Source organism: Actinomadura parmotrematis, assembly GCF_019458805.1.
Classification (GTDB): Bacteria; Actinomycetota; Actinomycetes; order Streptosporangiales; family Streptosporangiaceae; genus Spirillospora; species Spirillospora parmotrematis.
This window is the reverse complement of sequence record NZ_JAIBOA010000008.1, coordinates 241,167-267,578: the sequence shown is the minus strand read 5'-3', so window position 1 is coordinate 267,578 and position 26,412 is coordinate 241,167. Positions and strand designations below refer to the sequence as shown.

Below are 26,412 nucleotides of genomic sequence, written 5' to 3'. Positions count from 1 at the left end.
GGGTGTCACAACGACGACATCGACGGCGGAGGTAACCGGCTGGAGAGCAGAGTGAACGTCGGCTGAGGGTTCTGACCGAGGACCTGATTGAGACAGGCGAACGGCCCGTCCGGCTCCGCATACCCCGCTCTGGAGCCGGGCGGGCCGTTCGGCGTTCCCCTAGGGGGCGAGGGCGCCGCGGAGCAGGGTGCGGAAGGCCTCGGCGGTGCCGGCGGCGGTGGTGTCGCCGGTGGCGAGGCGGCGGACGGCGAGGCCGTAGAGCAGGGCGACGACGGCGGGGGCGTGCCGGTCGGGGTCGGGGATGTCCAGGGCGGCCAGGACGGCGGCGGCGAGGCGGTCGTAGGCCTCCACCGAGCGGGTCGAGGCGTCGCGGATGCCCGGGTCGCGGGCGGCGTGCAGGTGCAGTTCGAGGTTGGCGATCTGCTCGGGGCCGTGGGCGAACTCCAGGACGGCCTTCTCGACCTCGTCGGCGGCCTGGGCCGGGGTGAGGCCGGCGGCGCGGAGGCGCTCGGCGCGGGCGGTGATGCGCCCGATCTCGGCGTCCACGAACCGGGTGAGGGCCTCGCGCAGCAGGTCGGACTGGTTCGGGAAGTGGTAGGTCAGCGAGCCGAGCGAGACGCCGGCCGCCCTCGCCACGGCGCGGTTGGTGACGGCGCCGACGCCCTGCTCGCCGATGAGGCGCAGGGCGGCGTGCAGGATGCGGTCGCGGGCGGTCACGGGTGCAGTCTTCCGCATGGGGGGCCGGGCCGCTATCGTTCGTTCGAACGAACGAGAGCGGAGGCGGGCATGGCGGACGAGCTCGGGCTGGTCGAGCAGGTGCGGGCGCTCGGGGCGGGGCAGGTCGGCTCGGTCGAGCTGGTGGAGCGGTCGCTGGCGCGGATCGCGGAGCGGGCCGACCTCGGGGCGTTCCGGGTGGTGCGGGCGGACGCGGCGCGGGCCGAGGCCGAGGAGGCCGACCGGCGGCTCAAGGCGGGGGAGCGGCTGCCGCTGCTGGGCGTACCGGTCGCCGTCAAGGACGACACCGACGTCGCGGGGGAGACGACGCCGTTCGCCGTGCAGGGCGATCACCGGCCCGCGGAGGAGGACGCCGAGCAGGTGCGGCGGTTGCGGGCGGCCGGGGCGATCGTGGTGGGCAAGACCACGACGTGCGAGGTCGGGCTCTGGCCGTTCAGCGAGTCGGAGGGGTTCGGGAAGGCCCGCAATCCGTGGAACCCGGACTTCACGCCGGGCGGGTCCAGCGGCGGGTCGGCCGCGGCCGTCGCGGCGGGTATGGTCGCGGCGGCGGTCGGGTCGGACGGCGCGGGGTCCATCCGGATCCCGGCCGCCTGGAGCGGGCTGGTCGGGATCAAGCCGCAGCGGGGGCGGATCTCCGGGTATCCGATCACCGACCCGTTCCACGGGATCACGGTGTGGGGGCCGATCGCGCGCAGCGTCGCGGACGCGGCGCTGCTGCTGGACGTGCTGACCGGCAGCCGCGAGGAGGACGCCTACCGCCTCGACCCGCCGGTCACGCCCTTCGCCGAGGCCGCGCGGCGCGACCCGGGGCGGCTGCGGATCGCGGTGTCGTTCAAGACGGCGTTCGGGGTGAGCGGGCGCCTCGACCCGGAGATCCGGCGGGCGGTGGAGCGGCTCGCGCGCAGGCTGACGAGCCTGGGGCACAAGGTGTTCCCGGCCGATCCCGACTACGGGCTCGTCGGGCTCGGCCTCATCCCGCGCGGCACGGCCGGCGTCGCCGACCGGCTGGACGCGATGCCGAACCCGCGGCCCGAGCCCCGGACGGCGGTCGAGGCGAGGATCGGGCGGACGGCCGGGCGGCGGCTGCTGCCGCTCGCCCGGCGGATGGACCCCCGGCTGCGCCACCGCGCCGGGCGGATCTTCGAGGTCGCCGACGTCGTGCTGACGCCGACGACGGCCAAGCTGCCGCTCAGGGTCGGCGCGTTCGACGGGAAGGGGTACCGGGCCACGCAGTCGGGCGTGGCCGCGGCCTGCCCCTACGCCTGGCCGTGGAACGTGCTCGGCTGGCCCGGCATGAGCGTGCCCGCCGGGCTCAGCGCGAGCGGCCTGCCGATCGGGGCCCAGCTCCTCGGCCACGACTCCGACGAGGCCACGCTGATCTCGCTGGCCGCGCAGCTGGAGGCGGTCGAGGGCTGGACCGGCCGGCGCCCGGCTAGTGGCCCGAGCCGGTGAGCATGCCGCCGTCGACGAGGACCTCGCTGCCGGTGCAGTAGGAGGAGTCGTCGGAGGCCAGGAACGCGACGAGGCCCGTCACCTCGGCGGTCTTGCCCATGCGGCCGAGCGGCAGCGCCTTCAGGAAGGCGTCGGCGCTGTCGGCGGCCGCGGTGACGACGTCGTCCTGCAGCGACATCGAGGTGAGGATGCCGCCGGGGTGGATCGAGTTGACGCGGATGCCGTACTTGCCGAGCTCGCGGGCGGCGGACTTGGTGAGCCCGCGGACGCCGAACTTGCTGGCGCTGTAGGCGGCGAGGCCGGCGGCGCCGACGAAGCCCTCGGTGGACGACACGTTGACGATCGAGCCGCCGCCCGCGTCGCGGAGCGCGGCCGTGACCGCCTTGATGCCGATCCACTGGCCGACCAGGTTGATGTCCAGGACCCGCTTGAACGTCGCCAGGTCCATCTCGTCGATCTCCTGGTGGCGGATGATCCCGGCGTTGTTGACGAGCGCGTGCAGCGCGCCGAACTCGCGGGCGGCGGTCTCCACCGCGCGCTCCCAGTCGGCGGGCTCGGTCACGTCCATGGGGACGAACCGCGCCGCGTCGCCGAGGTCGGCGGCGAGCTTGGCGCCCTCCTCGGCGAGCACGTCGCCGAACACCACGCGGGCGCCCTCGGCGACGAACCGCCGCACGTGCGCCTTGCCCATGCCGCGCGCACCACCGGTGATCAGCGCCACCTTGCCGTCAAGCTGTCCCATCAACGCTCCTCGACGCGTATCGCTTGCCCGCGGCCACCGCGACCGCGGCGGCCTCCATGCTCCGGTAGACCGGCACCCCGGCCGCCCGCGCCGCCGCGCGGGCCTCGTCCTCCACGCCCGGCGGCGCGTACTCGGCGTTGCGCATCACCAGCGTGACGCGGGCGCCGGGCAGCTCCGACTGCAGGACGCCGACGCTGCGCGCGTAGGCGACGAGCGACTCGGCGCTGTCGCCGTAGGTGAAGAAGCTCTGCACGTTGACGTGCGCGATGACGTCGGGGAAGGGGCGCTCGGCCAGGATGGCGTGCACCGCCCGGCGGACGAAGGCGGGGTCGCCGGTCGGCCCGACCGGGATCTCCAGCGGGTTCGCCAGCGAGCTGCCCGCGCCGAGCCCGAGGCCGCGCAGCGCCTCGCGGGCGGCGTCCGGGATCCCGGCGACGGCGAGCCCGGCGCCGTCGAACACGTCGGCGGCGAGGACGCTCGCCCCGCCGGACGGGCCGACGACGAGCACCTCGGGCGTCCCGGGGACGTCCCGGGCGGCGTGCAGGTCCAGCAGGTCCAGGGCGCCGATCAGGTCGTCCTGGCTGGTGACCAGGGACGCGCCGGTCTGCGCGGCGAGCGCGGGCCAGATCCGCGCGTCGCTCACCATGCCGCCGGTGTGGGACGCGGCGGCGGTGCGGCCCTGCCCGCTGCGGCCGCCGACGAGCGCGACGACGGGCTTGCCGGTCGCCCGGAGCGCCTCGAACAGGCCGCGGCCGTCGCGCGGGTCCTCCAGGTAGAGGCCGATCGCGCTGACGTCCGGGTCGGCCGACAGGTACCGGACGAGCTCGGCGGGGGTCACGTCCGCGCTGTTGCCGACGGTCGCGACCTTGGCGTAGGAGAGGCCGCGCCGCTCCCCGACCTTGACGACCTCGCCGGCGAGGCCGCCGCTCTGCGAGACCACCGCGATCCGTCCGGGCAGGCCGGGCTTCCCGCCGATGAACGTCTGGCCTCCGGCGGGGGAGTAGACGCCCATGCAGTTGGGTCCGAGCAGCCGGACGCCCGCCTCACCGGCGGCGGCGAGCAGCTCCTCTTCCAGCTCCGGGTGGCCCATCTCGCGGAAACCGCCGCTCATGACCTGCACGAACGGGATGCCGCGGGCCTCGCGCACCACGTCGGCGCAGCGCGCGGCGGGGACGGCGACGAGCGCGTAGTCCACGCCCGCGTCCGCGAGCGACGGGACGCACGGGACGCCGTCGATGTCGGGCGCGGTCGGGTGCACCGCGACGAGCCGCCCGGAGTACCCCACGGCCCGGTAGAAGCCGAGGAACATGTTGCCGAAATTGGGCTTCTTGGTGGACGCGCCGACGATCGCGACGCCGCGCGGCGCGAACAGCCGGTCGAAGTCCCCGGTGGCGCCGGACGCCGCGGGCGGCGCGGGCGCGGCGGGCGCGTCCGCGTCGAGGCGGCGGGCGTCCACCGCGACGGCGCCGGACGGCCCGCAGACGACGGGGTTCAGCTCGAACTCGCCGAAGGCGCCGCCGAGGGAGGCGACGGCCTGGTCCACCGCGAGCAGCACCTTCACGAGGGCGCCCTTGTCGATGGCGGGCTGCCCGCGGAAGCCGTCCAGCAGCGCCCGGCCGCGCAGCTCGTCGAGCATCGCGTGGGCGTCGGCCTCGGTGATCGGCGAGAGGCGGAGGGCGGTGTCGTGCAGCGCCTCGGTCCACACCCCGCCGAGCCCGGCGAGGATCACCGGCCCGAACGCGGGGTCGCGGACCGCCCCGACGATCACTTCGACGCCCGGCTCGGCCTGCTCCTCCACCAGGAACCCGGCGGCCTCGACGCCGTGCGCGGCGAGGTCCGCCTCCATCGCGGCGGCGGCTTCCGCGGCCTCGGCCGCCGAGCCGAGCCCGAGGCGGACGGCCCCGGCGTCGCTCTTGTGGACGAGGCCGGGCCCGAACGCCTTCACCACCAGGGGCGGGGTCAGGCCCCCGGCGGCGGCCTCCACGCCGGCGGGACCGGCGGCGGTGGCGCCGCGCGGCACCGCGACGCCGAACCCGCCGATCCAGTCCTTGGCCTCGTGCTCGTACAGCGCGCTCACCTCCCGGTCGGTCACCGGGCCTCAGACCCGGTCGGCGTACTGGTCGCGGATGCCGCGCCGCAGCAGCTTCCCGGGACCGCCGGAGGCGTCCTGGGTGTGCGGGAGCCCGTCGGCCACGACGATCGCGTCCGGCACCTGGTGCGCGGGCAGCCTCGCGGCGAGCGCGGCCTTCACGGCGCCGGGGTCGAGCGCGGCGCCCGCGCGCGGCACGACGGCGAGCAGGATGCGCTGCTCGACGGCGTCCTGGCCCTCGGGGTGGGCGGGGACGCCGACGGCGCCGGCCTCGGCGACGCCCTCGACGTCGATCGCGGCCTCCTCGACCTGGACCGGCTGGGTCCACTGGCCGCCCTTGAGGATGGCGTCCTCGCGGCGGCCGATCACGTACAGGAACCCGTCGGCGTCGATGCGGCCGACGTCGCCGCCGACGTACCAGCCGTCGCGCAGCACGTCGGCGGTCTTGTCGGGCAGCCTGTCGTAGCCGGCCATGACGTTCGGGCCGCTCAGGTTGATCTCGCCGACCTCGTCGACGACCCGGTCCCCGTTCGGGCCGGTGACGCGCACCGCGCACGACATGCGGGCCCGGCCGACCGAGGAGATCTCCTGGCTGCCGTCGTCCTGGCGGCCGAAGCAGGTGTAGGGCGCCTCGGTCTGCCCGTAGTAGCTGTAGATCGCCGCGCCGGGCAGCCGCTTCATGATGCGCTCGCGCAGGCCGGGCAGCAGCGGCTCGCCGCCGAGCACGATCGCCTTCAGCGACGACAGGTCGGCGCCCGCGTGGTCGTCGGAGCCGAGCAGCGCCGAGAAGAAGCTCGGGATGAGGCTGACGTGGGTGACCTTCTCGCGCGGCACGACCGTGAGGAAGTTCGCGGGCCCCCAGTCCTGCTCCAGCACCAGCGTCATGCCCGCGTAGAACGCCGGGCCGACGAGGGCGGGGAAGCCGATGCCCCAGATGATGGCGCCGGTGCCCATGACCGAGTCCTGCTCGCGGTCCACGTCCAGCCAGATCTGCGCGCTCGCCAGCGAGGAGAAGTGGGTGTGCATGACGGCCTTCGGCAGGCCGGTCGTGCCGGAGGTGTAGAACAGCGCGAGCAGGTCGTTGCCGAACCCGCCGAGCGGCGGCTCGGCGTCGGCGCCGGCCTCGGCGAGCGCGTCCAGGTCCACGGTGTCGGCGGCGGCGCCGCCGACCCGCAGCCACAGCTTGACGTTCGGCAGCTCGGGGCGGATCGCGTTGACGAGCTCCTCGACCGTCGCGTCGTAGACGAACGCGGTGCACTCGGAGTGCTCGACGACCTGCCGCAGCGTGTCGGCGGGCCAGTAGGGGTTGAGCGCCGCGACCGTCGACCCGATCTTCATCTGGGCGAGGTAGACCTCGGCGACGTGCAGCGTCTCGTTCATCAGCGACGCGACGCGCGTCCCGGGGGCCACCCCGGCGGCGAGCAGGCCGTGCGCGACCTTGTTGACGCGCCGGTTCAGCTCGTCGTAGGTGAAGCTCTGGTCGCCGCAGTAGGTCAGCGCCACCTTGTCGGGGGTGCGGAGCGCGTTCGCGGTGAGGATGGCGTAGGCGTAGTTGCTGAAGGGGGAGTTCTCTCGCGCCATGGCTCGGTTCCTTCGGGCAGGGTGGGCTGCTACTTGCGGCTCTGCTCGCGGCTCGCGTAGAGCACGAACACGTTGCCCGCCGGGTCGCGCAGCGCGGCGCGGACCTCGTGCGGGCCTTCCTCGGGAGCGCGGACGACCTCGGCGCCCGCCGCGGTGAGCGGGCCGATCAGCGCGGCGACGTCGTCGACCTTGAACGAGACGGCCGGGACGCCCCCGGTGACGTCCTCCTCGGGGCCGGCGATCGCGAAGGCGGTGCCGCCGCCGTCCAGCGCCGCGTACCGGTCGCCGTCCTGGAACTTCACGGCGAGGCCGAGCGCGTCGCGGTAGAAGGCGGCGGCCGCCGCCACGTCCTTGACCGGGTAGAGGACGTTGCCGATGCGCGTCATGGTGAGGGCCTCCAGTGGGGCAGCGGGCCGAAGCCGTCGAGGTCGGTGAAGTGCACGCGGACCGGCATCCCGATCCGCACGTCTTCGGGCGGGCAGCCGGTCACGTCCCCGAACACCCGCGCGCCCTCGTCGAGGTCGATCCAGGCGACGGTGTAGGGCGGCGCGAAGCCGGGCAGGAACGAACGGTGCACGACCGTGAAGGTGTGCACCGCCCCGGTGCCGGACACCGCCTCGTAGGGCAGGTCCGTACCGCCGCAGTAGGGGCAGGCCGCCTCGGGGAGGTGCACGTACCGGCCGCACGCCGCGCAGTGCTGGATCACCAGCTCGCCGCGCCCGCAGGCGGCCCAGTAGGGCTCGGTCAGCGGGCTCGGCGCGGGCACGGGGCGCGGGACGTCCATCGCGGACCAACCTAGCGCACGCTTGGTAGGCGGACAAGAGCGGACAGGGCGGGCGGATCGCCCAGGTGGGAACGGCCCGTCAGCCGGCTCCCAGGGCGTCGCGGGACAGCCGGTCGGCGCGCCGCGTCGTCTCCGGCAGCCGGTACTCCCGTGCGAGCGCGAGGGTGTGGCGGCACGCGGTGTCCAGGTCGATCCGGTGGCCGACCGAGACGAAGACCGGCTTCACGCCGTCGCGGGTGCGCAGCGCCCGGCCGACCGTCTCGCCGCCGTCCACCAGCGCGGACGCGTCGCCGCGCCGCGGCCCCGGCGGCTCGTGCGCGCCGACGAACGCCGTCTTGGCGACGCCGAACGCCGGCAGCCCCGTCAGCACCCCGAGATGGCAGGCGAGGCCGAAGCGGCGCGGGTGCGCGAGGCCGTGGCCGTCGCAGACCAGCAGGTCGGGCGCGGCGGGGAGGCGGCGCAGCGCCTCGACGAGCGCGGGCACCTCCCGGAAGGCGAACAGGCCGGGCACGTAGGGGAAGGGGGAGGCGCCGGTCACCACCGACTCCGCGACGACCTCCAGGGTGGCGAAGTCCAGCACGACGGCGGCCGCCGCGAGCCGGTCGCCCGCGCCGCCGTCCCCCGCGTAGGTGACGTCCAGCCCGGCGACGGTGCGCGGCTCCTGCGGGCCGGGGGAGGCGAGGTCGAGGAGCGGGCGCATCCGGTCCTGGACGGCCGCCGCCTCGGCGGCGGCCGCGGGCCAGGCGGGGAGCGGGGCGATCCTCATACCGGGACGGTACCGCGACGGCTACCCAAGCAAATGCTAGGTCGGTAAGGTGGCCGGGTGGCCATCGATCTCGCCGACCTGGCGTCCCCCGCCCACACCGCGCTGCTCGTCATGGAGATGCAGCGCGGCGTGGCCGGCGACCTCGCCAAGTTCCCCGACCTGGTGAAGACCTGCGACGAGCGCGGCGTCGTCGCGAACGCGGCCCGCACGGCCGCCGCCGCCCGCGCGGCCGGCGTGCCGGTCGTGCAGTGCACCGCCGCGTTCCGCGCCGACCGCGCCGGGTCGCACACCGACAACTGCCCCTTCATCAAGGTCCTGCTGAAGGACCCCGAGCACATGCTGGAGGGCACCGGCGCGATCGAGGTGATCCCCGACGTCGCCGCGCCCACCGACCTGGAGGCCCGCCGCCACCACGGCTTCTCGCCGTTCACCGGCACCTCCCTGGACCAGACGCTGCGCTCGCTCGGCGTCCGCACCGTCGTCGCCATGGGCCTGTCGCTGAACCTCGGCATCCCCGGCCTCTGCCTGGAGGCGGTCAACCTCGGCTACCGCGCCGTCGTCGTCACCGACGCCGTCGCCGGCACGCCCGCCGAGTACGGGGACGCGATCCTCGCCAACACCGTCAGCCTGCTCGCCGCGCGCGCGACGAGCACCGACCTCGCCGCCGCCTGGGGGAGCCGATGACCTTCGAGGGCACCGGCCTGGCGGGCCGCACCGCCGTCGTCACCGGCGGCGCGGGCGGTATCGGCCGCGCGATCTGCGCCGACCTCGCCGCGCTCGGCGCGCACGTCGTCGTCGCCGACCTCAACGAGGACGCCGCCGTCGCCGCCGCCGAGGAGCTGGGCGGCACCGCGCGCCGCGTCGACCTCGGCGACGCCGCCGACATCGACCGCTTCACCGCCGCCGTCGGCCCGGTCGACGCCCTCGTGCACAACGCGGGCGTCAGCATCGTCGAGCCGTTCACCGAGAGCGACCCGGCGAACTGGGACCTCATGTGGCGGATCAACCTGCGCGCCCCGATGCAGCTCACCCGCGCCCTGCTGCCCGGCATGGTCGAGCGCGGCTGGGGGCGCCTCGTGTTCGTCTCGTCCGACGGCGCCCGCGCCGGGTCGGGCGGCGAGGGCGCCTACGGCGCGACCAAGGCGGGGCTGTTCGGCCTCGCCAAGTCGCTGGCCCGCGAGGCCGCGCGCGGCGGCGTCACCAGCAACGTCGTCTGCCCCGGCCCGACCGACACCCCCATGGTCCGCGAGGTCGCCGAGCGGCATCCCGATCTGCTGGACAAGCTCGCCCGGCAGATCCCGCTGCGCCGCATCGCCCGCCCCGACGACATCGCGGGCCTGGTCGCCTACCTCTGCACCGACCGGGCCGAGTACATCACCGGCCAGACGGTCTCGGTCAGCGGCGGCATCACCATGCATTGACCCGGCTACAGCGACGCGTAGGCGGCCTCCACCAGCCGGTAGGCGCGCAGGTCGCCGGAGAGCTGGTCGCCCATGCCGTTCGGCAGGTAGGCGACGGCGAGGCCGGCGGCGGCGTCGCCGAGGCCGATCGAGCCGCCCGCGCCGGTGTGCCCGAACGCCGTCTCGCGTCCGGCCCTCGGCGTGAAGAACGTCATGGACGGGCGCATGTAGCCGAGGCCGAAGGCGCTGTCCACGAGCATCGTGCGGTCCGGGCCGCTGACGCGCGGCCGCAGCGCGTCGGCGAGGGTGCCGGGGCGCAGGATGCGGCCCGCGATCAGGTCGGCGTAGAAGCCGGCGAGGGCGGGCGCCGTCGCGATCATCCCGGCGGACGGCCAGCCCGCCCGCAGCACGACCGGGTTGTTGAAGCCGCCCTTGCCGGGGTGGGGGTTGTTCAGCGCCCGGTTCATCGCGCTGGCGGGGTCGGTGGCGGCGCTCGCGAGGCGTGCCAGGACGTCGTCGTCGCCGACGGCGCGGGGCGCGTCGGCGCCGCCGGGGTCGGCCGCGCCGCGCCGCGCGGTGAGCTTGGCGGCGCGCTCGATGACGTCGTCGGGCGCGCCGATCCACAGGTCGCGGCCCCCGGCGAACTCGCGGGCGATGTACTCCCCGACCGGCAGCCCCGACACCCGGCGGACGATCTCGCCGGCGAGCCAGCCGTAGGTGAGGGCGTGGTAGCCGTGCGCGGTGCCCGGCTCCCACTCGGGGGCCTGCCCCGCCAGGTCGGCCGCGCGCGCGGCGGTGTCGGCGGCCTCCTCGGCACTGACGGACCGCTCGAACGCGGGCTGCCCCGCCTGGTGCGACAGCAGGTGCGCGCCGGTGGTGCGGTCCTTGCCGCGCCGCCCGTACTCCGGCCACCAGGACGCCACCGGCGCCTCCAGGTCGACCTCGCCGCGCTCGGCGAGCAGCAGGGCGGCCGTCGCGGTCACCGCCTTGGTGCAGGAGAACCCGAAGGCCGGGGTGTCGGCGCGCCACTCCCGGCCGGTGCGGCGGTCCGCGACGCCGCCCCACAGATCGACGACCTTGCGGCCGCCGGCGTGCACCGCGACGCCCGCGCCGACCTCCAGGCCGTCCGCGAAGTTCTGCTCGAAGACCTCCTGTACGGCGGCGAAGGCGGGGTCGCACTGGCCCTGGACTGTGCTCACGGCGGGGTCCTCTCTGACCGAAGGGATGAACCGAATCATGCTCGATGAGTCGAACAACTGGGGACGCTGGGGGGCCGCCGACGAGCGCGGCGCGCTCAACCTGCTGACGCCCGAGACGGTGCTCGCCGCCGCCGGGAGCATCCGCGAGGGACGCGTGCTCGGGCTGTCGCTGCCGATCCGCGGCGCGACGTCCTCGCCCGCGCCGACGACCGTCCCGCACCTGCGCGGGCGGCCCCTGCCGCAGCACTTCATGTCGGTCGACGGCGGCGACTACGCGGCGGGCACCCGCGCGATCGGCGCGGGCCTGAAGATGGCCGACGACGCCCTGGTCGTCACCCCGCACGGCACGACGACCCACATGGACGCCCTCTGCCACATGTGGTCGGGCGAGGAGCTCTACAACGGCCACCCCGCCGGCCGCGTCCGCTCCTACGGCGCGGGCCGCTGCGGCATCGACAAGGCCGGGCCGGTGGTGGCGCGCGGGGTCTTCTTCGACGTCCCGAGGATCCGCGGGGTCGAGCGGCTGGAGGCGGCCGACCGGATCGAGCCCGCCGACCTGGAGGCGTGCGCGCTGGACGTGCGGCCCGGCGACGCCGCGGTCGTCCGCACCGGCTGGCCGCTCGCCTGGCGGGACGGGCCGGACGCCTACTGGGCGGGCCAGCCGGGCCTGTCGGCCGACGCCGGGCGCTGGCTCGCCGAGCGCGACGTCTGCCTGGTGGCGAGCGACAACGCCGCGATCGGCGGGCTGAACGCGCGGCAGCTCGCCGACGAGGGCCTCGCCGACGACCTGCACATGATCCTCCTGTGGCGGCACGGCATCCACCTCGCCGAGATGCTCTGGCTGGAGGAGCTCGCCGAGAGCGGCCGCACCGACTTCCTGTTCGTCGCCGCGCCGCTGCGGATCGAGGGCGGGACGGCCAGCCCGATCACCCCGCTCGCCGTCCTGTAGCGGCGGCCGCCGGCGGCGGGCGGGGCCCGCCCGCCGCCGGGCGGTCAGGCGCCGGGGTAGGCGCCGCCGCCGAAGCGCTCGTCCAGCGCGTCGTAGTCGGGCGTGTAGCCGCGCTTCGGGATGGCGTCGGTGAACTCCACCTCGCGCGGCTTCTTGTAGGAGGCGATCTCGCCGCGCACGTGCTCGATGACGTCCTCGGCGGTCGCCGACGCGCCCTCGGCGAGCACCACGACCGCCTTCGGCGACTGCCCGAACCGCTCGTCGGGCACGCCGATCACGGCGGCGTCGGCGACGGCCGGATGGGACTTCAGCGCGCGCTCGACCTCGGCCGGGTAGATGTTCTCGTTCGCCGACTTGATCATCCGCAGCTTGGGGCCGATGAAGGTGAGCGTGCCGTCGGGCTCGCGGCGGCCGAGGTCGCCGGTGTGGTGCCAGCCGCCCCGGGACTTCGCCTCGTTCAGCTCGGGCCGGTTCCAGTAGCCCGAGAACAGCGAGTGGCCGCGCGCGCAGATCTCGCCGACCTCGCCGGGCGCGACCTCGGTCCCGTCGGCGTCCAGCAGCCGCACGTGGACGAGCGGGGACGGCCGGCCGGCGTACCCGGCGCCGCCCATGCCGAGGCCGAGGAAGGTCAGCATGCCGCCGACCTCGGTCTGCCCGTAGCCGCCCATCTTGGACGCGCACCACGGGCTGTCGTCCACGGTGATCATGGCGTCCCACTCGGGGGAGTGCGAGACGAAGCGGAGGGACGACAGGTCGTAGGCCCCGCCGGCGTTGGCCTGCACCAGGCCGTCGATCATCGGGCCGAACAGGAACGCCTGCGTGCACTTCTCGGCGTCGATGAGGCGGCACACCTCGACCGGCTCGTAGGCGGGGGTGAACACCAGCGTCCCGCCGAGCTGGAAGGTGGCCAGGGTGAACATCATCGTGCCGACGTGGAACAGCGGCCCGCAGGCGAGGAAGGTGAAGCCGTCCTCCATCTGCCGGACGTGCAGCAGCGCCATGCTGTGCGCGACGAGCGCGGCGTGGCTGAGCAGCGCGGCGTTCGGCCGGCCGTCGAAGGCGGCGGTGTAGAGGGCGAGGACGGGCGCGGCGTCGTCCACCTCGGCGCTCACGACGCCGGGCAGGGCCCGGCCGTCGCCGGTCAGGAAGGACTCGTACTCCTCGCCCGAGCGGACCCAGCGGGCGTTCAGGGGCACCTGCCCGCGCGCCTTCTCGACCGCCTCGGACTCCTCCCACACGACGACCTTCGGGGTGAGGTCGGTGAGGACGTGGGCGAGCTCGTCGGCGCTCTGCCGCCAGTTGGCCGGGCAGAACACCGCGCCGAGCCGGCCGGCGGCGAGCAGCAGCTCCAGCACCCGGAAGGAGTTCTGGCCGAGCCAGAGCACCCGCTCGCCGGGGCCGACGCCGGCCGCCATGAGCGCGACGGCGAGCCGGTCCACCCGGTCGCCGAGCTCGGGATGGGTGAGCCGGACGTCGCCGTCCACGACGGCGGTGCCGCGCGGGCGGCCGCGCCGGTGCTCGTCGAGCACGTCCCCGAGTGTGAGCCGGTGTACGGACATCGCGCCTCCTAGTGAAACGGCCTGGAGAAACCGGGGGTGTGGGTCACCGGAAGGCCGGCATGACCTCCGCGGCGAAGAACCGCAGGACCTTCTTCATGTCCTCGATCGGCAGGGGGCGGGTGGATCCGAAATCGCACATCAGGTTGGTGTAGCCCATCTCCCGGATCGACCGGATCTGCCCGATGACGCGCTCGGGGTCGCCGATGACGTCCAGCTTGTCCCAGCGGAACTCGTTGTCGACCTCGCCGCCCTTCAGGTAGCGGTCCTGGTAGAACTCGAAGCCCTTGGCGGCCTTGCCGGTGGCCGGGTCGATCGGGGCGCTCTTGACGTTGAAGATGCGGGAGCGGTCGAAGCCGGCCTCGAACCGGGCCTGGTCCTCGCGGGCCTGGTCCAGGGTCGGCGCCACGTACACCGAGCGGCTCGCGACCAGCTCGACGCCGGCGGTGTCCACGCCGGCCCCGGCGGCGGTGTCATGCCAGGTCCGCGCCGCCTTGGCGATCTTGTTGAAGGTGGCGGCCGGGTCGGCCAGGATCGGCAGCCCGCGCCGGGCGTAGATCTCGACGGTCTCCGGGCTCACCGCCGCCACGTGCAGCGGCGGGTGCGGGCGCTGCACGGGCTTCGGCATCAGGGTGAGCGGGTGCGTCGTCTCGTGGAAGCGGCCCTTGTACTCGTAGTCGTCCTGCGTCCAGAGGCCGACGAGCATGTCCAGGCACTCGTTGAAGCGGTCGCGGGCCTCGGCGAGGTCCAGGCCGAAGTTCTCGAACTCCACGCTCTGGTAGCCGCGGCCGATGCCGAGCTGGAGGCGGCCGTTCGACAGCACGTCCACCATCGCGGCCTCCTCGGCCACGTGGATCGGGTTGTGCAGGGGCAGCACCACGATGCCGGTGCCGAGGCGCAGGCGCTCGGTGCGCGCGGCGAGGTGGGCGAGCAGCGTGAAGATGTTGGGCACGGCGCCGTAGTCCCGGAAGTGGTGCTCGGCGACCCACACGCCGTCGAAGCCGAGCTCCTCCAGCAGCTCGACGATCTCGATCTGGTAGTCGTACACCTCCCGCGTGGTCTGCCCCTCGAACTGGTGGAACAGATGGAAGGTCGAGAACTTCATCGGGCTGACGGCCACGTGTTCGGCTCCTTCTCCACAAGCGGGCCCGGCGGGTGCGCCGTGACGCGACGCCCGACCCATCATTACGTACCAAGCGCTCGCTTGGGAAGCCTAACAGGCGGCCGACGTACGAGCGCCCCGGTCCGCGGGGACCGGGGCGCTCGCACGGGGTGCCCGTGCGACGTGCGGGGAACGCGCGCTAAGGGCGTTCCAGGTGGCCGGCGGGGTGCGCGGCCTCGGGCAGCGCGTCCTCGCGGGCCCCGGCCGGGGCGGCCGCGTGCGCCCGGCCCGGCCGGGTGCGGCCGAACTCCAGGGTGAGCAGCGCGGCGGCCAGCAGCAGGATGTCGCTCCAGGAGCGGAACACCACGCTGCGCGGCTGGTAGCCGGGCCGGAACTTCTTGTTGAACAGGTACAGCGACTCGACCGCGATGAGCGGGTCCAGCAGGTGCAGCGTCCGGTAGCCGACGCGCTCGGCGACGTTGCGGTCCTCGGCCTCCAGCAGCTCCCGGAAGGCCGCGAAGTTCAGCGACACCAGCCGGTGCCCGTGCTCGGCGGCGTACTCGGCCACCTCCACGATGAGCCGCTCGTTGACGCCGTTCGGGCCCTCGGGCGAGCGCCGCATCGCGTCCAGGCTGAGGGCGCCGCCCGCGACGGCGTAGCGCTGGAAGGCGATCGGCGCGCCGTCGCCGTCGTAGGCGACCGCGACGACCGTGCCCGGGTGGAAGCCGGTGAGCAGCTCGTCGAGGTTCATCGAGAAGCCGCGCTCGGCGGCGCCGCCGAGCGAGGACGAGGCGATGCCGAGCAGGCGCTCGCGCAGCTCGGGCGACAGGTCGGACTCGCGGACGATCTCGGTGGTGACGCCGGTGTTGTGCGTGCGCTTGACGGCCTGCCGGACGTTGCGCATCGACCGGCCGCTCAGCGAGAACTCCTCGGGGCGGAGCACCACCTCGTCGCCGAAGCCGATCGAGTGCAGGCCCTCCCAGGCCGGCAGCATCTCCGCGCTCGCGCCGAGCACCGCCGGGCGCCAGCCGGTGCGGCGGCACAGGTCGAGGAACGCGCGGACGGCCGCCTCGTGCGAGGCCGGGTCGCCGACCGGGTCGCCGCCCGCCGCCGCGATGCCGAACAGCACCCGGTAGCCGATGGCGGCGCCGCCGTCCGGGCTGAACACGTAGGACTTGTCGCGGCGCAGCGCGAACGGCGCGAGGGTGTCGGAGCCGGGGTGCGCGACGAGCCCGGCGACGCGCCGGCGCTCGTCCTCGCCGCCCGGCGCGGGCGGCGGGTCGGCGGCCAGCAGCGTCACCACCATGACGAGCAGGCCGACGCCGCCGACCAGGCCGAGCAGGCCCGGCAGCCAGGACGCGCCGTCGATCGGCGCGCCGGTCGAGCCGAGGCCCGTCGCCACGTCGCGCCCGACCGAGCCGGGGGACACGCCGCCGATCAGCACCGACAGCACGACCGTGCCGAGGACCAGCCCGGCGCCGGTGCGCACCGCCGACTTGACGCGGTCGGGGTGCGGGCGCACGTCGAACGCGCTCCGGCGCAGCCAGAGGGCGGCGAGCGCCGCCGCCAGCAGCGGCAGCCGCCAGAGGGCGTCGTCGCCCGCCGCGACGGCGAGCAGCCCCATGCCGACGAGCAGGATCAGGCCGAACCAGGCCGCCCGGCGCCGCAGCTGCGCGCCGCGCGCGACGAACGCCAGCGCGAGACCGAGCACGATCGCGTGCGGCGGTGCGAGCGGGCGCCCGGTGGCCAGCAGGGAGAGGCCGTGCAGCCACGACGGCGCGCCGTTCAGCGACGGCACGATGAGCAACGTGGCGACGGCGGCCGTGGCCGTGGAGAACGGCCAGACCGGCGCCGCGGGCTTCGCTGCGTCCACGAAGAGCACCTCCGAAGGGCGGCAACCCTGATCATGTGGAACAAATTCCCCGTATCGCACGTTAATCCGGGCCGCTGCATGGCCCATGGTGGTTTTTCCACCAGTTCGAGACCATGTCCATGGGATGGCGCGGCGGAACGTCTCCGCCCAGGTTCTGGCCGCTTGCGGTCATCCGGGGCGATTGCGCCCGGACCGGCCGAGGTGTCGGCGCCCGGCGGCCCGGGCGCTGAGCTGTAGCGTTGCGCCCATGAGCGGATTCCGGCACGTGGTCGTGTTCAAGTGGGTCGAGGGGACGACGGTGTCCCAGCAGGAGGAGGTCGCCGAGCGGCTCCGCGAGCTGCCCGGGACGATCCCGGAGATCCGCGCCTACAGCGTCGGCCTGGACGCGGGCCTCAGCGAGGACAATGCCGATTTCGCCGTGGTCGCCGACTTCGACGGCGAGGCCGAGTTCATCGTCTACCGGGACCACCCGGCCCACCGCGCGCTGATCAAGGAGTACATCGCCCCGATCATCGCGAGCCGGCTGGCCGCCCAGTACGCCCTCTGACCGGTCCCGCCCCTCGCCCTGACCGCGCGGTCACCGGGTGGTCGCCGTGGGGGCGGCCGTGCGATCGAACCGAGCAAGCGCTTGTCTCCGAAGCGGGTTCGCGTTAGCGTCGGCAGCGCGGCCGGGGCGCCTCCCGGCCCCGAGACGCCGACCGCCGGGGACGGATCGCGCCCCGTCCCTGGCGGGCGGCACCGGCGGAGAGGGACGCATGCTCGGCAGGCAGGGGTTCTCGGGACGGGCCGCGGTCGCGGGCGTCGGCATGACCGCGCTCTCGCGCGCCTCGGGCCGGACCGAGCTGTCGCTCGCCGCCGAGGCGGCCCGCGCCGCGCTGGCCGACGCCGGGATCGAGCGGCCCGACGCGATCCTGTCCTACCACCTGAACGACTCGGCGCCGGTGCTGTACCTGGCCCGCGAGCTGCGGCTCGGCGAGATCGGCTGGCACAACGAGATCTACGGCGGCGGCACGCAGAGCGCCTCGATCCTCGCCGACGCCGCCATGCTCATCGACGCCGGCATCGCCGAGTCGGTGCTCGTCTACCGGGCGCTGAACGGCCGGTCGGGCCAGCGGATGAACGCCCTCGGGCTGAAGCTCGGCGAGGGCGCCGAGGAGCAGTTCACCCACCCCTACGGCATGGCCGGGCCCGTCCACCAGTTCGCGCTGGCCGGGCAGCGCTACCTGCACGACGCGGAGCTGACCGCCGTCCACACCCACGCGGTCGTCGGGCAGTCGCGGCGGCACGCCTTCCGCAACCCGCGCGCGCTGCGCCACGAGACGGTGGACCTGGCCGCCTACCTGGGCAGCCCGATGGTGGCCTCGCCGCTCCGCCGCCTGGACTGCTGCCAGGAGACCGACGGGGCGTGCGCGCTCGTCCTCGTCCGGGCCGAGCTCGCCCCGGACGCGCCGCGCGTCCACGCCGTCGTGCGCGGCGGCGGGCCGGGCGCCTCCACCATGGACAAGGCCGCCGACGTCACCCGGATCTTCTCCGGCCACATCGCCGGGGCGCTCTACGACGCCGCCGGCATGAAGCCCGGCGACATCGACGTGTCGCTGCTCTACGACGCCTACAGCTGGCTCGTCCCGCGGCAGCTGGAGGATTTCGGCCTGGTGGACCGCGCCGACCTCGGGGTGGCGCTGCACGCCCAGGAGATCGCGTGGAACGGGCGGGTGCCGGTCAACCCGCACGGCGGGCTGCTGTCGGAGGGCTACGTGCACGGCCTCAACAACGTCGCCGAGGCCGTCCGCCAGCTGCGCGGCGAGGGCGCCAACCAGGTGCCGGGGGCGGGCGTGGCGCTCTGCACCGGGTTCGGCGGCAGCTACGGCAGTGCCGCCGTGCTCACCGCCGCCTGACCGGTCCCGCCCCGCCCGTCCGTCCCTTCGTCCGTCCGGGCACCCGCTCAGCCGTGCGTGCGGGCGCTCATGATCGCTTCGCGCAGCCGCTGCGGCGTCGGCGCCTCCAGCAGGCGCGGCCCCTGGCCGAGGGGCACGAGCGCCCACCACGAACCGGTCGCCCTGCCGTACCAGACCCGCACCCCAGGGAACAGCTCCTGGAGTCCTCGCGCCGTCGCCGCCTGCACCGACGGCGAGGGCGGCTCCTCGTGATCTGCGGCGCCCCGTTGAGCCGTCATGTCGCCTCCCCCCGAAAAATCCTCTTCGGTAACAGCGTCCCCTACGGGCGAATCGTCACCGTCATCGGGGCAAGTGTGACGAAGGACACGGCGGCGCGGTGCGGCCGGGTCCGGGGCGGCGCGCGCCGCTCGGGCGCGGTGCTCAGTGCGTGTTGATGCCGTCGAACATCACCTTGAGGTAGTGGTCGGCGAGGCCCTGGGCGTCCAGCCGGCCGCCCGGCTTGAACCAGCGCACCGCCACCCAGATGGTGTCGCGGATCATCCGGTAGGTCAGCTTGGGGTCGATGTCGGCGCGGAACAGGTCCGCGTCCTGGCCCGCCCGGATCGCGTCCACCCACATCTTCTCGACCTCGTCCTCGGACTTGGCGAGATAGGCGAAGCGCGGCATCGACTGCAGGTAGCTCCAGTCGTTCTGCATCACCGTGATGGCGGCGCGGTGCGGCTCCAGGGTGCCGAAGGCGATGCGGACGAGGCCCGCGATGGTCGCGCGCGGATCCCCGCCCTCGTCCAGGACGCCGCGGTAGGCGGTCATGATCTCTTCGAAGAAGCCCGCGAGGATCTCGTCCACGATCGACTCCTTGGAGTCGAAGTGGTGGTAGAGGCTGCCGGACAGGATGCCGGCCTCCTCGGCGATGTTGCGGACGGTGGTGGCCTGGAAGCCCTTCTCCGCGAACAGGTCGGCGGCGAGGCGCACCAGGTGCTCGCGCCGCTCGGAGGCCAGGGCCGTGGAGCCCCGGCTGCGGCGGCGCGGCGCGCCCTCGGCGGCGGCTTTGGGGCGTCCGGAATTCGTGCTCGTGCTCGTCACCCCCTCATTATGCCGGGTGCGCCCAATCGCTTGTTCGACCAGGCGCGTCGACACCAGGGTACGCGAACGAGCAAACGCTTGGTGAGATCCGGCGGGATCCCGTGCCGGCGGCCGCCCCTGGCGGAATGACCGGGACATTCTCTACTTTCTTCGTCATATCACCCGCTAAGGAGGCCGCATGACCCTGGAGACGGCGCCGTGGGCGTCTCCGACCGCCCGGGACCGCATGGCGCGGGTCGCGTCGCAGCTCGGCGCGCCCACTCCCGAGGCCGTGGCCGGGACGGTGCAGCGCGCGCTGCGGGCGCACGCGCGCCAGTACGACACCGAGGGCATCGTGCTCTACGCCGGGACCAACGTGATGAGCTCGGCCGCCCGCGCGGTCACCGACCCGCAGGTCGGCGAGCGCCCGAGCATGGGGTGGCCGGGGGAGAAGTACCAGTCGGGCCTCGACCACCTGGACGTCCTGGAGGTGCTGGCCCCGTCGCTGATGTGCCGCCTGCTCGGCGCGCGCTTCGCCGAGGTGCGCAGCCACAGCGCCACCATGGCGAACCTCGCCGTCTACACCGCGCTGGCCGAGCCCGGCGACACGATCGCGGTGCTGCCCGAGCGGGCCGGCGGCCACACCAGCCACCACGCGGTCGGCGCGCCGGGGGTGCGGGGCCTCCGCGTCGTGGACCTGCCCTACGACGCCGGCGCCCTGGACGTCGACCTCGCCGAGCTCGGCCCGTTCCTGGAGCGCGAGCGGCCCCGCCTCGTCGTCATCGGCGCGAGCCTGCTGCTGTTCCCGCACGACGTCGCGGCGATCGCCGAGCGCGCGCACGCGGCGGGCGCGCTGCTGCTCTACGACGCCTCGCACATGGCGGGGCTGGTCGCGGCGGGCCGGTTCCAGCGGCCGCTCGCCGAGGGCGCCGACGTGCTCACCTTCTCCACCTACAAGTCGTTCGGCGGCCCGCCCGGCGGCGTCGTCGCCACCGACGACCCGGCGATCGCCGAGCGGGTGTCGGCCGCGGTGTTCCCCGGCCTCACCGCCAACTACGACGCGGCCCGGCTCGCGCCGCTCGCCGTCACCGCCGCCGAGATCCTCGCCGACGACGGCGCCTACGCCGACCGCTGCACCGCCGCCGCCCGCACCCTCGCCGAGGCGCTGGAGCGCGAGGGCTTCGCCGTCGCCGGCGCCGCCCGCGGGTACACCGCCTCGCACCACGTCGCGCTCGACGTCGCGGGCCTCGGCGGCGGCCGGGCCGCGATGGACCGGCTCGCGGCCGCCGGGATCTACCTCAGCGCGATCGGGCTGCCCTGGCAGGCGCCCGGCGAGCCCGACCGGGGCCTCCGCCTCGGCACCCAGGAGGTGGTGCGGCGCGGGTTCGGCGCCGACGACCTGCGCCGCACCGCCGCCCTCATGGGCGACGTGCTGCTGCGCGGCGCCGCGCCGGGTCCGATCCGCAAGACCGCCGTCCACCTGCGCCGCGAGATCGCCCACCGGGCGGGCTGACCGGCACCGCCGCGCCGGCCTACCCGGGGGCGCTCTCCGGCGCGGCGGGCGGGGGCGGCGGGGGCGGCAGCTCGCCGCCCGCCTCCGCGGCCTCGGCGAGCCGGTGGCGCAGCGTCCGGACGAGCTCGTCGCCCTGCTCGGTGAGCCGCTCGATCGCCGGCAGCGCGAGGTCGTCGCGGACGGTGTCGGCGAGCAGCTCGTCGTACTCGTGCGCCCTGGCCGCGATCGCCTCCAGCCGGCGGTGCGCGGCGAGCGCCTCGTCGGCGGCGCGGGCCCGCCCGGCGTAGCGCTCCAGCGCCTCGACGCGGCGGGTCACCGCGGCGACCGAGGCGTCCAGCTTGGCGCGGAGCGGCGCGAGCGCCGCCGCGACCTCGGGCATGTCGCCGGCGGTCGCGGCCATCTCCTCCTGGTCGGCGCGGAGGCGCGACTGCTTGGCGAGGACCTGCGCGATCTCCCACTCCTGGCGGGGCAGCGTGACGGCGTTGTCGACGCGGTCGAGCATCCCCTCCCGGTTGACCTGCGAGTCGCGGACGGCGTCGATCGCCTCCTGGGCGCGGGCGAGCAGCCCGCGGGCCGGTGCGTCGAGGTCCTCGGGCACCAGGTAGCGGTCGCGGCGCCGCTCCAGCTCGCGGGCGCGCTGCAGGTCCAGCGAGACCGACGGGGTGCCGAGCGCGACCATCACCGCCATCATCGCGAGGCCGATCAGCCAGAGCGAGCCGAGCACCGGCGAGCCGAGCAGCCCGATGCCGAGGACGGTGAGCGGCGCGAGCCAGACGAGCGGGCGGCGCCGCGCGACCAGCACGTCCAGCTCGGCCCGCAGCGTCGGGTCGGCGACCGGGCGCGGCGCGAACGCCCGCCCGTCGCCGGCCGCCCGGGCGGCGCCGATCCGCAGCCAGGACGTCGCGACGTGCGTCTCGAAGGCGAAGTCGGACGGCAGGATCTCGATCTCGGCGGGGCCCGCCGGCAGCGGCCACGACCCGACGGGCTCGCCGCCGCCGGGGCCGGTGAAGCGGACCCACCAGCCGCCCTTGCCCTCCTCGCACCGGTACCGTCCCGGCGCCACGTCGATCCCGACGAAGAACGTGCCGACCCCCGGCACCGTCTCGCTCCAGGCACCACTGGTCACAGGCGACCTCCGACCCGACCTCTCCCGCCGTGTCCGCGCGCGGCCCTCTCCCGTCCCTCCCGGGCGTCCGGAGGGACGACACGAGGTGCCGTACCCACATCCGCGCCCGGGAAGTCGCGTGCGGGCCGACGGATCGGCGGTGGAATACTCCTGCCGTGCGACCCGACTACGATCCCCGCGACGATCCGCCGTGGGCCATGCAGCTCGTCGTCCGTGCCGAGAAGGCGTCCCCGCCCGCGCACGGCGCGGTCTGCGAGGCCGCGGCCGAGGCCGTCGTGCGGCTGCTCACCGATCCGCGCGCCACCGGACCCGAGGGGGAGTGGCACGCCGCCGTCGCCGAGTGGGAGTCACGCCGCATCCGCAAGGTGACGCGGCGGGCGCGCGGCGTCCGCTGGCCCGAAGTGCAGGAGCTGCCGGGAGTCACCGTCCAGCACGACGGGGCGGAGGTGCGGGCGTTCCCGCCGTCCGAGGTCGCCGAGGTCCCGCCGCAGATCGCCAAGCTCCAGGTCGCGGGCCTGGACCTCGCCGACGCCGAGGTGCCGCCGCCCGCGCCCGCCGCGCCCTACGCGGCGATCGCGCTGAACCCCGGCGTCACGATGACGACCGGCAAGGCCGCCGCGCAGTGCGGGCACGCCGCCCAGCTCCTGCTGAGGCAGGCGGGCGCCGGCGACCTGGCCGCCTGGGCCGCCGGCGGCCTGCGCGTCCACCTGGCCCGCGACGTTCCCTGGGGCGACTGCGTGCCGAAGGCGACGGTGGCCGTGCGCGACGGCGGGTTCACCGAGGTCGCGCCCGGCACGATGACGGCGATCGCCTGGATCGTGCGCTGAGTCAGCGCCCGCCGCGCCGCATCCGGTTGACGGCGTTGAGGGCGAACTCCTGGGTGCGCGTCAGCTTGAGGGGCTCCGGTCCGGCGGGCTCCGGGACGGAGGACGGCGGCTTCGACGGCAGCGGCATGTCCCGGACGGTCGGCGCGGGCGCCGGCGCCTTGCGCGCGGCGTCCATCACGGTGGCATCGGCGGCCGGCGCCGGAGCCGGAGCCGGCTCGGGCTCCGGCTGCGGCTCGGGCTCGGGCGCGGCGGGCGCGGCGGCCTTGCGGGAGGCGACGCGCGCCTTGACGCTCAGCCCGTAGGAGACGAACAGCAGCACCCCGAACCCGGCCGTGTAGCCGAGGTGCTCGGCGAGCGGCAGCCACCGGCCCTTGACCGCGTCCAGCACGGCGAACACGCCGTAGCCCGCCGTCCAGGCGGCGAGCGCGGGCAGGAACCACACGTCGCGGCGGCGCAGCAGGGACATCGCCGTCGCCGCGAGCAGGAGCACCTGCACGAGCTTGACGGCGGCGAGGCCCGCGGCGGCCGCGCCCTGCCCGACGTAGACGGCCATGTCGGCGCGGTGCGCGTTCCAGTCGAGCGCCGTCACGGCGAGCGCGGTGACGCCGAAGGCGGTGAGGAAGGCGCCCACCGGGAAGTGCATCCGGTGCCAGTCGCCCGGCGCGCCCGCCGGGTCGGCCGGAGGCGCCGGGGCGGGCGCGGCCTCGGGGGACGGTTCGGGGTAGGCGGGCGGCCGGGCCGGAAGGGAGATGTCGGGACGCGTCCAGTCGGACCCGGCACCGGCGCTCACAGACATCCTTGCCCCCATCTCCTCGTCCGTCGGACATGGGCAAGATATCCCGTTCGGCGCCTTCCAGACGGCCCCCCGCGCGGCCCTCGGCGCACCCGCGCGCCCGGCCGCGCCGCGGACGGGACGCCGCGCGGCCCGCGCCCGCCCCGCCGCGACCGCGCTGACCTGCCCGAAGTGCTTGCACCCCGGGGGCCGACAGGGGAGGCTGAGCCTCGTCGGACCATGCGGAATCCCTTGGAGCACAACGGATGACGCCTGACGATACGGGAACGGCCGCGCCCGCCAGGTCGCGGCTCGAATATCTGGAGGAGCTCGGCGCCGCGCTGGTCGCGCTGGGGATGCGGGTGCGCGTCACCCTGCCCAGCGGCCAGGCGCCCAGCCTGCATGTGATGAACCCCGAAGCGTCCGCCCTCGCGGAGAACATCCTGGTCGAGGAGGGCGCGGACGGGTGGTGGTACTGGTGGTCGTGGGCCGAGCGGATCGCGCCCGCCGCCGAGGTCACCGTCGCGGCCGACCGGGTCGCGAGGGTGCTGGCCGCGAACTGAGCGGCCGTCCGGACTGAGGTACGGCGTGGTCGCGCGGACGCGCCCCGGCACACCCGGCGGGCGTCCGCGCGATCGTGCCGCCTTGCCCCCGGCACGCCCCGCGCCGCTACAGGCCGCCGCGCCGCCCCGTCAAGGGCGCTGCGCCGCCGCCGTCGCCCGGCGCGGGCCGGGATTGTTGAGAGCACGAACATATGGACCGGCGGCGAACGCCGCGGAACGCGGGTCGCCCTACCCGCTAAGGGCGGAAGCTAACTCCCTACCTCCCGCAGCCTTCGCGCAGGTGAAGGGCGTGTTACTGGATTGTTACCGCTCACAACAAATAGGACGCCCCGAGGGGTTGGCGTAAGGGGCAAAGCCGACATAAGTTGCGGGACACAACATTCACGCCGATGAACTTGTGACCTTGCTCACCGGCGACCCCCACCCCTCTGAAAGGACCCGGCCATGCGCAAGGGGATCCTCGGCCTCACCGCCGTGGCGGCGGCCGCCGCTCTGACGCTCACCGCCTGCGGCGACGACAAGAAGGACGACGACAAGGGCGGCGCCGGTGCCGCCAAGGGCAAGGTCGGCGTGATCCTGCCCGACACCAAGTCCTCGGTCCGCTACGAGAGCTTCGACCGCCCGTACCTGGAGCAGGCGTTCAAGGCCGCCGGCGTCCAGTACGACATCCAGAACGCCGAGGGCGACACCCAGCGGTTCCAGACCATCGCCGACCAGATGATCACCGGTGGCGCCACCGTGCTGATCGTGGACGGCCTGGACTCGGACTCGGCCGCCGCCGTGCAGCGCAAGGCGCAGTCCCAGGGCGTCAAGACGATCGACTACGACCGCCTCACCCTCGGCGGCGTGTCGGACTACTACGTCTCGTTCGACAACACCAAGGTCGGCCAGGAGCTCGGCAAGGGCCTGCAGAAGTGCCTGGGCGACAAGGACGCCAACATCGTCTACCTGAACGGCGCCCCGACCGACAACAACGCGACCCTGTTCGCCAAGGGCGCGCACAGCGTGCTGGACGGCGTCACCAAGTACAAGAAGGTCGCCGAGCAGGCGGTGCCGGACTGGGACAACCAGAAGGGCGCCACGATCTTCGAGCAGATGCTCACCCAGCAGAAGAACAAGATCGACGGTGTGCTGGCCGCCAACGACGGCCTCGGCAACGCCGCGATCTCGGTGCTGAAGAAGAACAGCCTGGCCGGCAAGATCCCCGTCACCGGGCAGGACGCCACCATCGAGGGCCTGCAGAACATCCTCGACGGCACCCAGTGCATGACCGTCTACAAGCCGGTGAAGCTGGAGGCCGACGCGGTCGCCAAGCTCGCGGTGGACGTGCTGAAGGGCCAGAAGGGCGAGACCAACGGCACCACCAACGACGCGACCGGCAAGCGCGACGTCCCCTCGGTGCTGCTCGACCCGATCGCGGTCTTCAAGGACAACGTCTCCAAGGTCGTCGACGACGGCTTCGTGAAGAAGGACGACCTCTGCAAGGGCGCCTACGCGGCCAAGTGCTCCGCCGCCGGCATCAAGTAGCGGACACCGGTCCTCGGTGACGAACCCCCGCTGACCCTCGCGGCGGGCGCCCCTCGCAAGGGGGCGCCCGCCGCGGGCCGCGGCTCCCGGAAGGAACGCAAGTGGCAGAAAACGGTGAACCCGTCCTGCGCCTGGCCGGGCTCAACAAGAGCTTCGGTCCGGTCCACGTCCTGCACGACGTGGACTTCACCCTGCGCCAGGGGGAGGTGATGGCCCTGGTCGGCGACAACGGCGCCGGCAAGTCCACCCTCATCAAGTGCATCGCGGGCATCCACCCGATCGACTCCGGCTCGATCGAGTTCGACGGCCGCCAGGTGCAGATCGGCAGCCCGCGCGACGCCGCGGCCCTCGGCATCGAGGTCGTCTACCAGGACCTCGCCCTCGCCGACAACCTGGACATCGTCCAGAACATGTTCCTCGGGCGCGAGCGGAAGCGCGGGCTCGTCCTCGACGAGGACTCCATGGAGGAGGCGGCGCGGGAGACCCTCGCGCGGCTGTCCGTCCGCACCGTCAAGTCCGTCCGCCAGCAGGTCGCCAGCCTGTCCGGCGGCCAGCGCCAGACCGTGGCCATCGCCAAGGCCGCGCTGTGGGACTCCAAGGTCGTCATCCTGGACGAGCCGACCGCCGCGCTCGGCGTCGCGCAGACCCGCCAGGTGCTCGACCTCGTCCGCCGCCTCGCCGACACCGGCCACGCGGTCATCCTGATCTCGCACAACATGAACGACGTGTTCGAGGTCGCCGACCGCATCACCGCGCTGTACCTCGGGCGCGTCGCCGCCCAGGTCGAGCGCGCGGACGTCACCCACGGCCAGGTCGTGGAGCTCATCACCGCCGGCCGCTCGGGCGACCTCGGGCTCGCGCCGGCGACCGCAGCAGAGACCATCTGATGGGGGACTCCT

At 74.6% G+C, this 26,412-nt stretch carries 26 protein-coding genes; 11 read left to right on the top strand and 15 right to left on the bottom strand.

The window, feature by feature from the left end; all coding sequences use genetic code 11:
- Positions 1-159: 159 nt before the first annotated feature.
- Positions 160-717 carry a TetR/AcrR family transcriptional regulator gene (locus tag K1Y72_RS15070; protein ID WP_308287086.1) on the bottom strand — a complete coding sequence of 186 codons (558 nt, stop codon included), beginning with the start codon at positions 715-717 and terminating at the stop codon, positions 160-162.
- On the opposite strand from K1Y72_RS15070, the gene K1Y72_RS15065 reads away from it, so the two are divergent.
- Positions 691-2,187 carry an amidase gene (locus K1Y72_RS15065; RefSeq protein WP_308287085.1) on the top strand — a complete coding sequence of 499 codons (1,497 nt, stop codon included), beginning with the start codon at positions 691-693 and terminating at the stop codon, positions 2,185-2,187. The genes K1Y72_RS15070 and K1Y72_RS15065 overlap by 27 nt on opposite strands.
- Here K1Y72_RS15065 and K1Y72_RS15060 read toward each other — a convergent pair.
- From K1Y72_RS15060 to K1Y72_RS15035, 6 genes are all read right to left on the bottom strand, one after another.
- Positions 2,168-2,929, bottom strand: coding sequence for a glucose 1-dehydrogenase (locus K1Y72_RS15060; RefSeq protein ID WP_220166919.1), 762 nt, complete (start codon positions 2,927-2,929; stop codon positions 2,168-2,170). The genes K1Y72_RS15065 and K1Y72_RS15060 overlap by 20 nt on opposite strands.
- Positions 2,916-5,021, bottom strand: coding sequence for an acetate--CoA ligase family protein (locus K1Y72_RS15055; protein WP_308287084.1), 2,106 nt, complete (start codon positions 5,019-5,021; stop codon positions 2,916-2,918). Before K1Y72_RS15055 ends, K1Y72_RS15060 begins: the two co-directional genes overlap by 14 nt.
- A 6-nt stretch (positions 5,022-5,027) precedes the next feature.
- Positions 5,028-6,599, bottom strand: coding sequence for a class I adenylate-forming enzyme family protein (locus tag K1Y72_RS15050; RefSeq protein WP_220166918.1), 1,572 nt, complete (start codon positions 6,597-6,599; stop codon positions 5,028-5,030).
- 29 nt (positions 6,600-6,628) lie between these two features.
- Complete coding sequence (locus K1Y72_RS15045; protein ID WP_220166917.1) at positions 6,629-6,985, bottom strand: VOC family protein; 357 nt, start codon at positions 6,983-6,985, stop codon at positions 6,629-6,631.
- Complete coding sequence (locus tag K1Y72_RS15040; RefSeq protein WP_220166916.1) at positions 6,982-7,383, bottom strand: Zn-ribbon domain-containing OB-fold protein; 402 nt, start codon at positions 7,381-7,383, stop codon at positions 6,982-6,984. Before K1Y72_RS15040 ends, K1Y72_RS15045 begins: the two co-directional genes overlap by 4 nt.
- A 79-nt stretch (positions 7,384-7,462) precedes the next feature.
- Positions 7,463-8,149 (bottom strand): endonuclease V, encoded by a 687-nt coding sequence (locus K1Y72_RS15035; RefSeq protein ID WP_220166915.1) that lies wholly within the window; start codon positions 8,147-8,149, stop codon positions 7,463-7,465.
- 57 nt (positions 8,150-8,206) lie between these two features.
- On the opposite strand from K1Y72_RS15035, the gene K1Y72_RS15030 reads away from it, so the two are divergent.
- Positions 8,207-8,833, top strand: a complete 627-nt coding sequence (locus tag K1Y72_RS15030) for a cysteine hydrolase family protein (RefSeq protein ID WP_220166914.1) — start codon at positions 8,207-8,209, stop codon at positions 8,831-8,833.
- Complete coding sequence (locus tag K1Y72_RS15025) at positions 8,830-9,570, top strand: SDR family NAD(P)-dependent oxidoreductase (protein WP_220166913.1); 741 nt, start codon at positions 8,830-8,832, stop codon at positions 9,568-9,570. Before K1Y72_RS15030 ends, K1Y72_RS15025 begins: the two co-directional genes overlap by 4 nt.
- 5 nt (positions 9,571-9,575) lie before the next feature.
- On the opposite strand, the gene K1Y72_RS15020 is transcribed toward K1Y72_RS15025, so the two are convergent.
- Positions 9,576-10,787 carry a serine hydrolase domain-containing protein gene (locus K1Y72_RS15020; protein ID WP_220166912.1) on the bottom strand — a complete coding sequence of 404 codons (1,212 nt, stop codon included), beginning with the start codon at positions 10,785-10,787 and terminating at the stop codon, positions 9,576-9,578.
- Between K1Y72_RS15020 and K1Y72_RS15015 the strand changes: the two genes are divergently transcribed.
- Entirely contained in the window at positions 10,786-11,697 is a 912-nt protein-coding gene (locus tag K1Y72_RS15015) for a cyclase family protein (RefSeq protein ID WP_220166911.1), read from the top strand. The genes K1Y72_RS15020 and K1Y72_RS15015 overlap by 2 nt on opposite strands.
- Before the next feature lie 44 nt (positions 11,698-11,741).
- Here the strand turns inward: K1Y72_RS15015 and K1Y72_RS15010 are convergent, their stop codons facing one another.
- From K1Y72_RS15010 to K1Y72_RS15000, 3 genes are all read right to left on the bottom strand, one after another.
- Positions 11,742-13,256, bottom strand: a complete 1,515-nt coding sequence (locus K1Y72_RS15010; protein ID WP_220166910.1) for an AMP-binding protein — start codon at positions 13,254-13,256, stop codon at positions 11,742-11,744.
- Between the two features lie 43 nt (positions 13,257-13,299).
- Entirely contained in the window at positions 13,300-14,358 is a 1,059-nt protein-coding gene (locus K1Y72_RS15005; RefSeq protein WP_220166982.1) for an LLM class flavin-dependent oxidoreductase, read from the bottom strand.
- 196 nt (positions 14,359-14,554) lie between these two features.
- A complete protein-coding gene (locus K1Y72_RS15000) occupies positions 14,555-16,228 on the bottom strand; it encodes a bifunctional lysylphosphatidylglycerol flippase/synthetase MprF (protein ID WP_220166909.1) in 1,674 nt (557 codons plus the stop codon).
- Between the two features lie 247 nt (positions 16,229-16,475).
- Between K1Y72_RS15000 and K1Y72_RS14995 the strand changes: the two genes are divergently transcribed.
- Positions 16,476-16,775 (top strand): Dabb family protein, encoded by a 300-nt coding sequence (locus K1Y72_RS14995; RefSeq protein ID WP_220166908.1) that lies wholly within the window; start codon positions 16,476-16,478, stop codon positions 16,773-16,775.
- Positions 16,776-16,983: 208 nt separating this feature from the next.
- Entirely contained in the window at positions 16,984-18,123 is a 1,140-nt protein-coding gene (locus tag K1Y72_RS14990) for a thiolase C-terminal domain-containing protein (protein ID WP_220166907.1), read from the top strand.
- 47 nt (positions 18,124-18,170) lie between these two features.
- Here the strand turns inward: K1Y72_RS14990 and K1Y72_RS14985 are convergent, their stop codons facing one another.
- On the bottom strand, positions 18,171-18,401 hold the full coding sequence (locus K1Y72_RS14985; RefSeq protein ID WP_220166906.1) for a hypothetical protein: 231 nt from the start codon (positions 18,399-18,401) through the stop codon (positions 18,171-18,173).
- 142 nt (positions 18,402-18,543) lie between these two features.
- Positions 18,544-19,206 carry a TetR/AcrR family transcriptional regulator gene (locus tag K1Y72_RS14980; protein ID WP_220166905.1) on the bottom strand — a complete coding sequence of 221 codons (663 nt, stop codon included), beginning with the start codon at positions 19,204-19,206 and terminating at the stop codon, positions 18,544-18,546.
- A gap of 178 nt (positions 19,207-19,384) precedes the next feature.
- Here K1Y72_RS14980 and glyA point away from each other — a divergent pair, with 178 nt between their 5' ends.
- Positions 19,385-20,698: a serine hydroxymethyltransferase gene (gene glyA / locus K1Y72_RS14975; RefSeq protein WP_220166904.1), complete on the top strand. Its 1,314-nt coding sequence runs from the start codon at positions 19,385-19,387 to the stop codon at positions 20,696-20,698.
- A gap of 19 nt (positions 20,699-20,717) precedes the next feature.
- Here the strand turns inward: glyA and K1Y72_RS14970 are convergent, their stop codons facing one another.
- The gene (locus tag K1Y72_RS14970; protein ID WP_220166903.1) at positions 20,718-21,824 is read right to left on the bottom strand and encodes an Rv1352/Rv1906c domain-containing protein; all 1,107 of its coding nucleotides are present in this window, start codon (positions 21,822-21,824) and stop codon (positions 20,718-20,720) included.
- Positions 21,825-21,979: 155 nt separating this feature from the next.
- On the opposite strand from K1Y72_RS14970, the gene K1Y72_RS14965 reads away from it, so the two are divergent.
- Positions 21,980-22,651 (top strand): hypothetical protein, encoded by a 672-nt coding sequence (locus K1Y72_RS14965; protein WP_220166902.1) that lies wholly within the window; start codon positions 21,980-21,982, stop codon positions 22,649-22,651.
- A gap of 1 nt (position 22,652) precedes the next feature.
- On the opposite strand, the gene K1Y72_RS14960 is transcribed toward K1Y72_RS14965, so the two are convergent.
- Positions 22,653-23,441, bottom strand: coding sequence for a hypothetical protein (locus K1Y72_RS14960; protein ID WP_220166901.1), 789 nt, complete (start codon positions 23,439-23,441; stop codon positions 22,653-22,655).
- Positions 23,442-23,689: 248 nt separating this feature from the next.
- On the opposite strand from K1Y72_RS14960, the gene K1Y72_RS14955 reads away from it, so the two are divergent.
- From K1Y72_RS14955 to K1Y72_RS14945, 3 genes are all read left to right on the top strand, one after another.
- A complete protein-coding gene (locus tag K1Y72_RS14955) occupies positions 23,690-23,986 on the top strand; it encodes a hypothetical protein (protein WP_220166900.1) in 297 nt (98 codons plus the stop codon).
- A 444-nt stretch (positions 23,987-24,430) separates the two neighbouring features.
- Positions 24,431-25,513: a sugar ABC transporter substrate-binding protein gene (locus tag K1Y72_RS14950; RefSeq protein WP_220166899.1), complete on the top strand. Its 1,083-nt coding sequence runs from the start codon at positions 24,431-24,433 to the stop codon at positions 25,511-25,513.
- A gap of 101 nt (positions 25,514-25,614) precedes the next feature.
- Positions 25,615-26,400, top strand: a complete 786-nt coding sequence (locus tag K1Y72_RS14945) for an ATP-binding cassette domain-containing protein (RefSeq protein WP_220166898.1) — start codon at positions 25,615-25,617, stop codon at positions 26,398-26,400.
- The last annotated feature ends 12 nt before the right edge of the window (positions 26,401-26,412 follow it).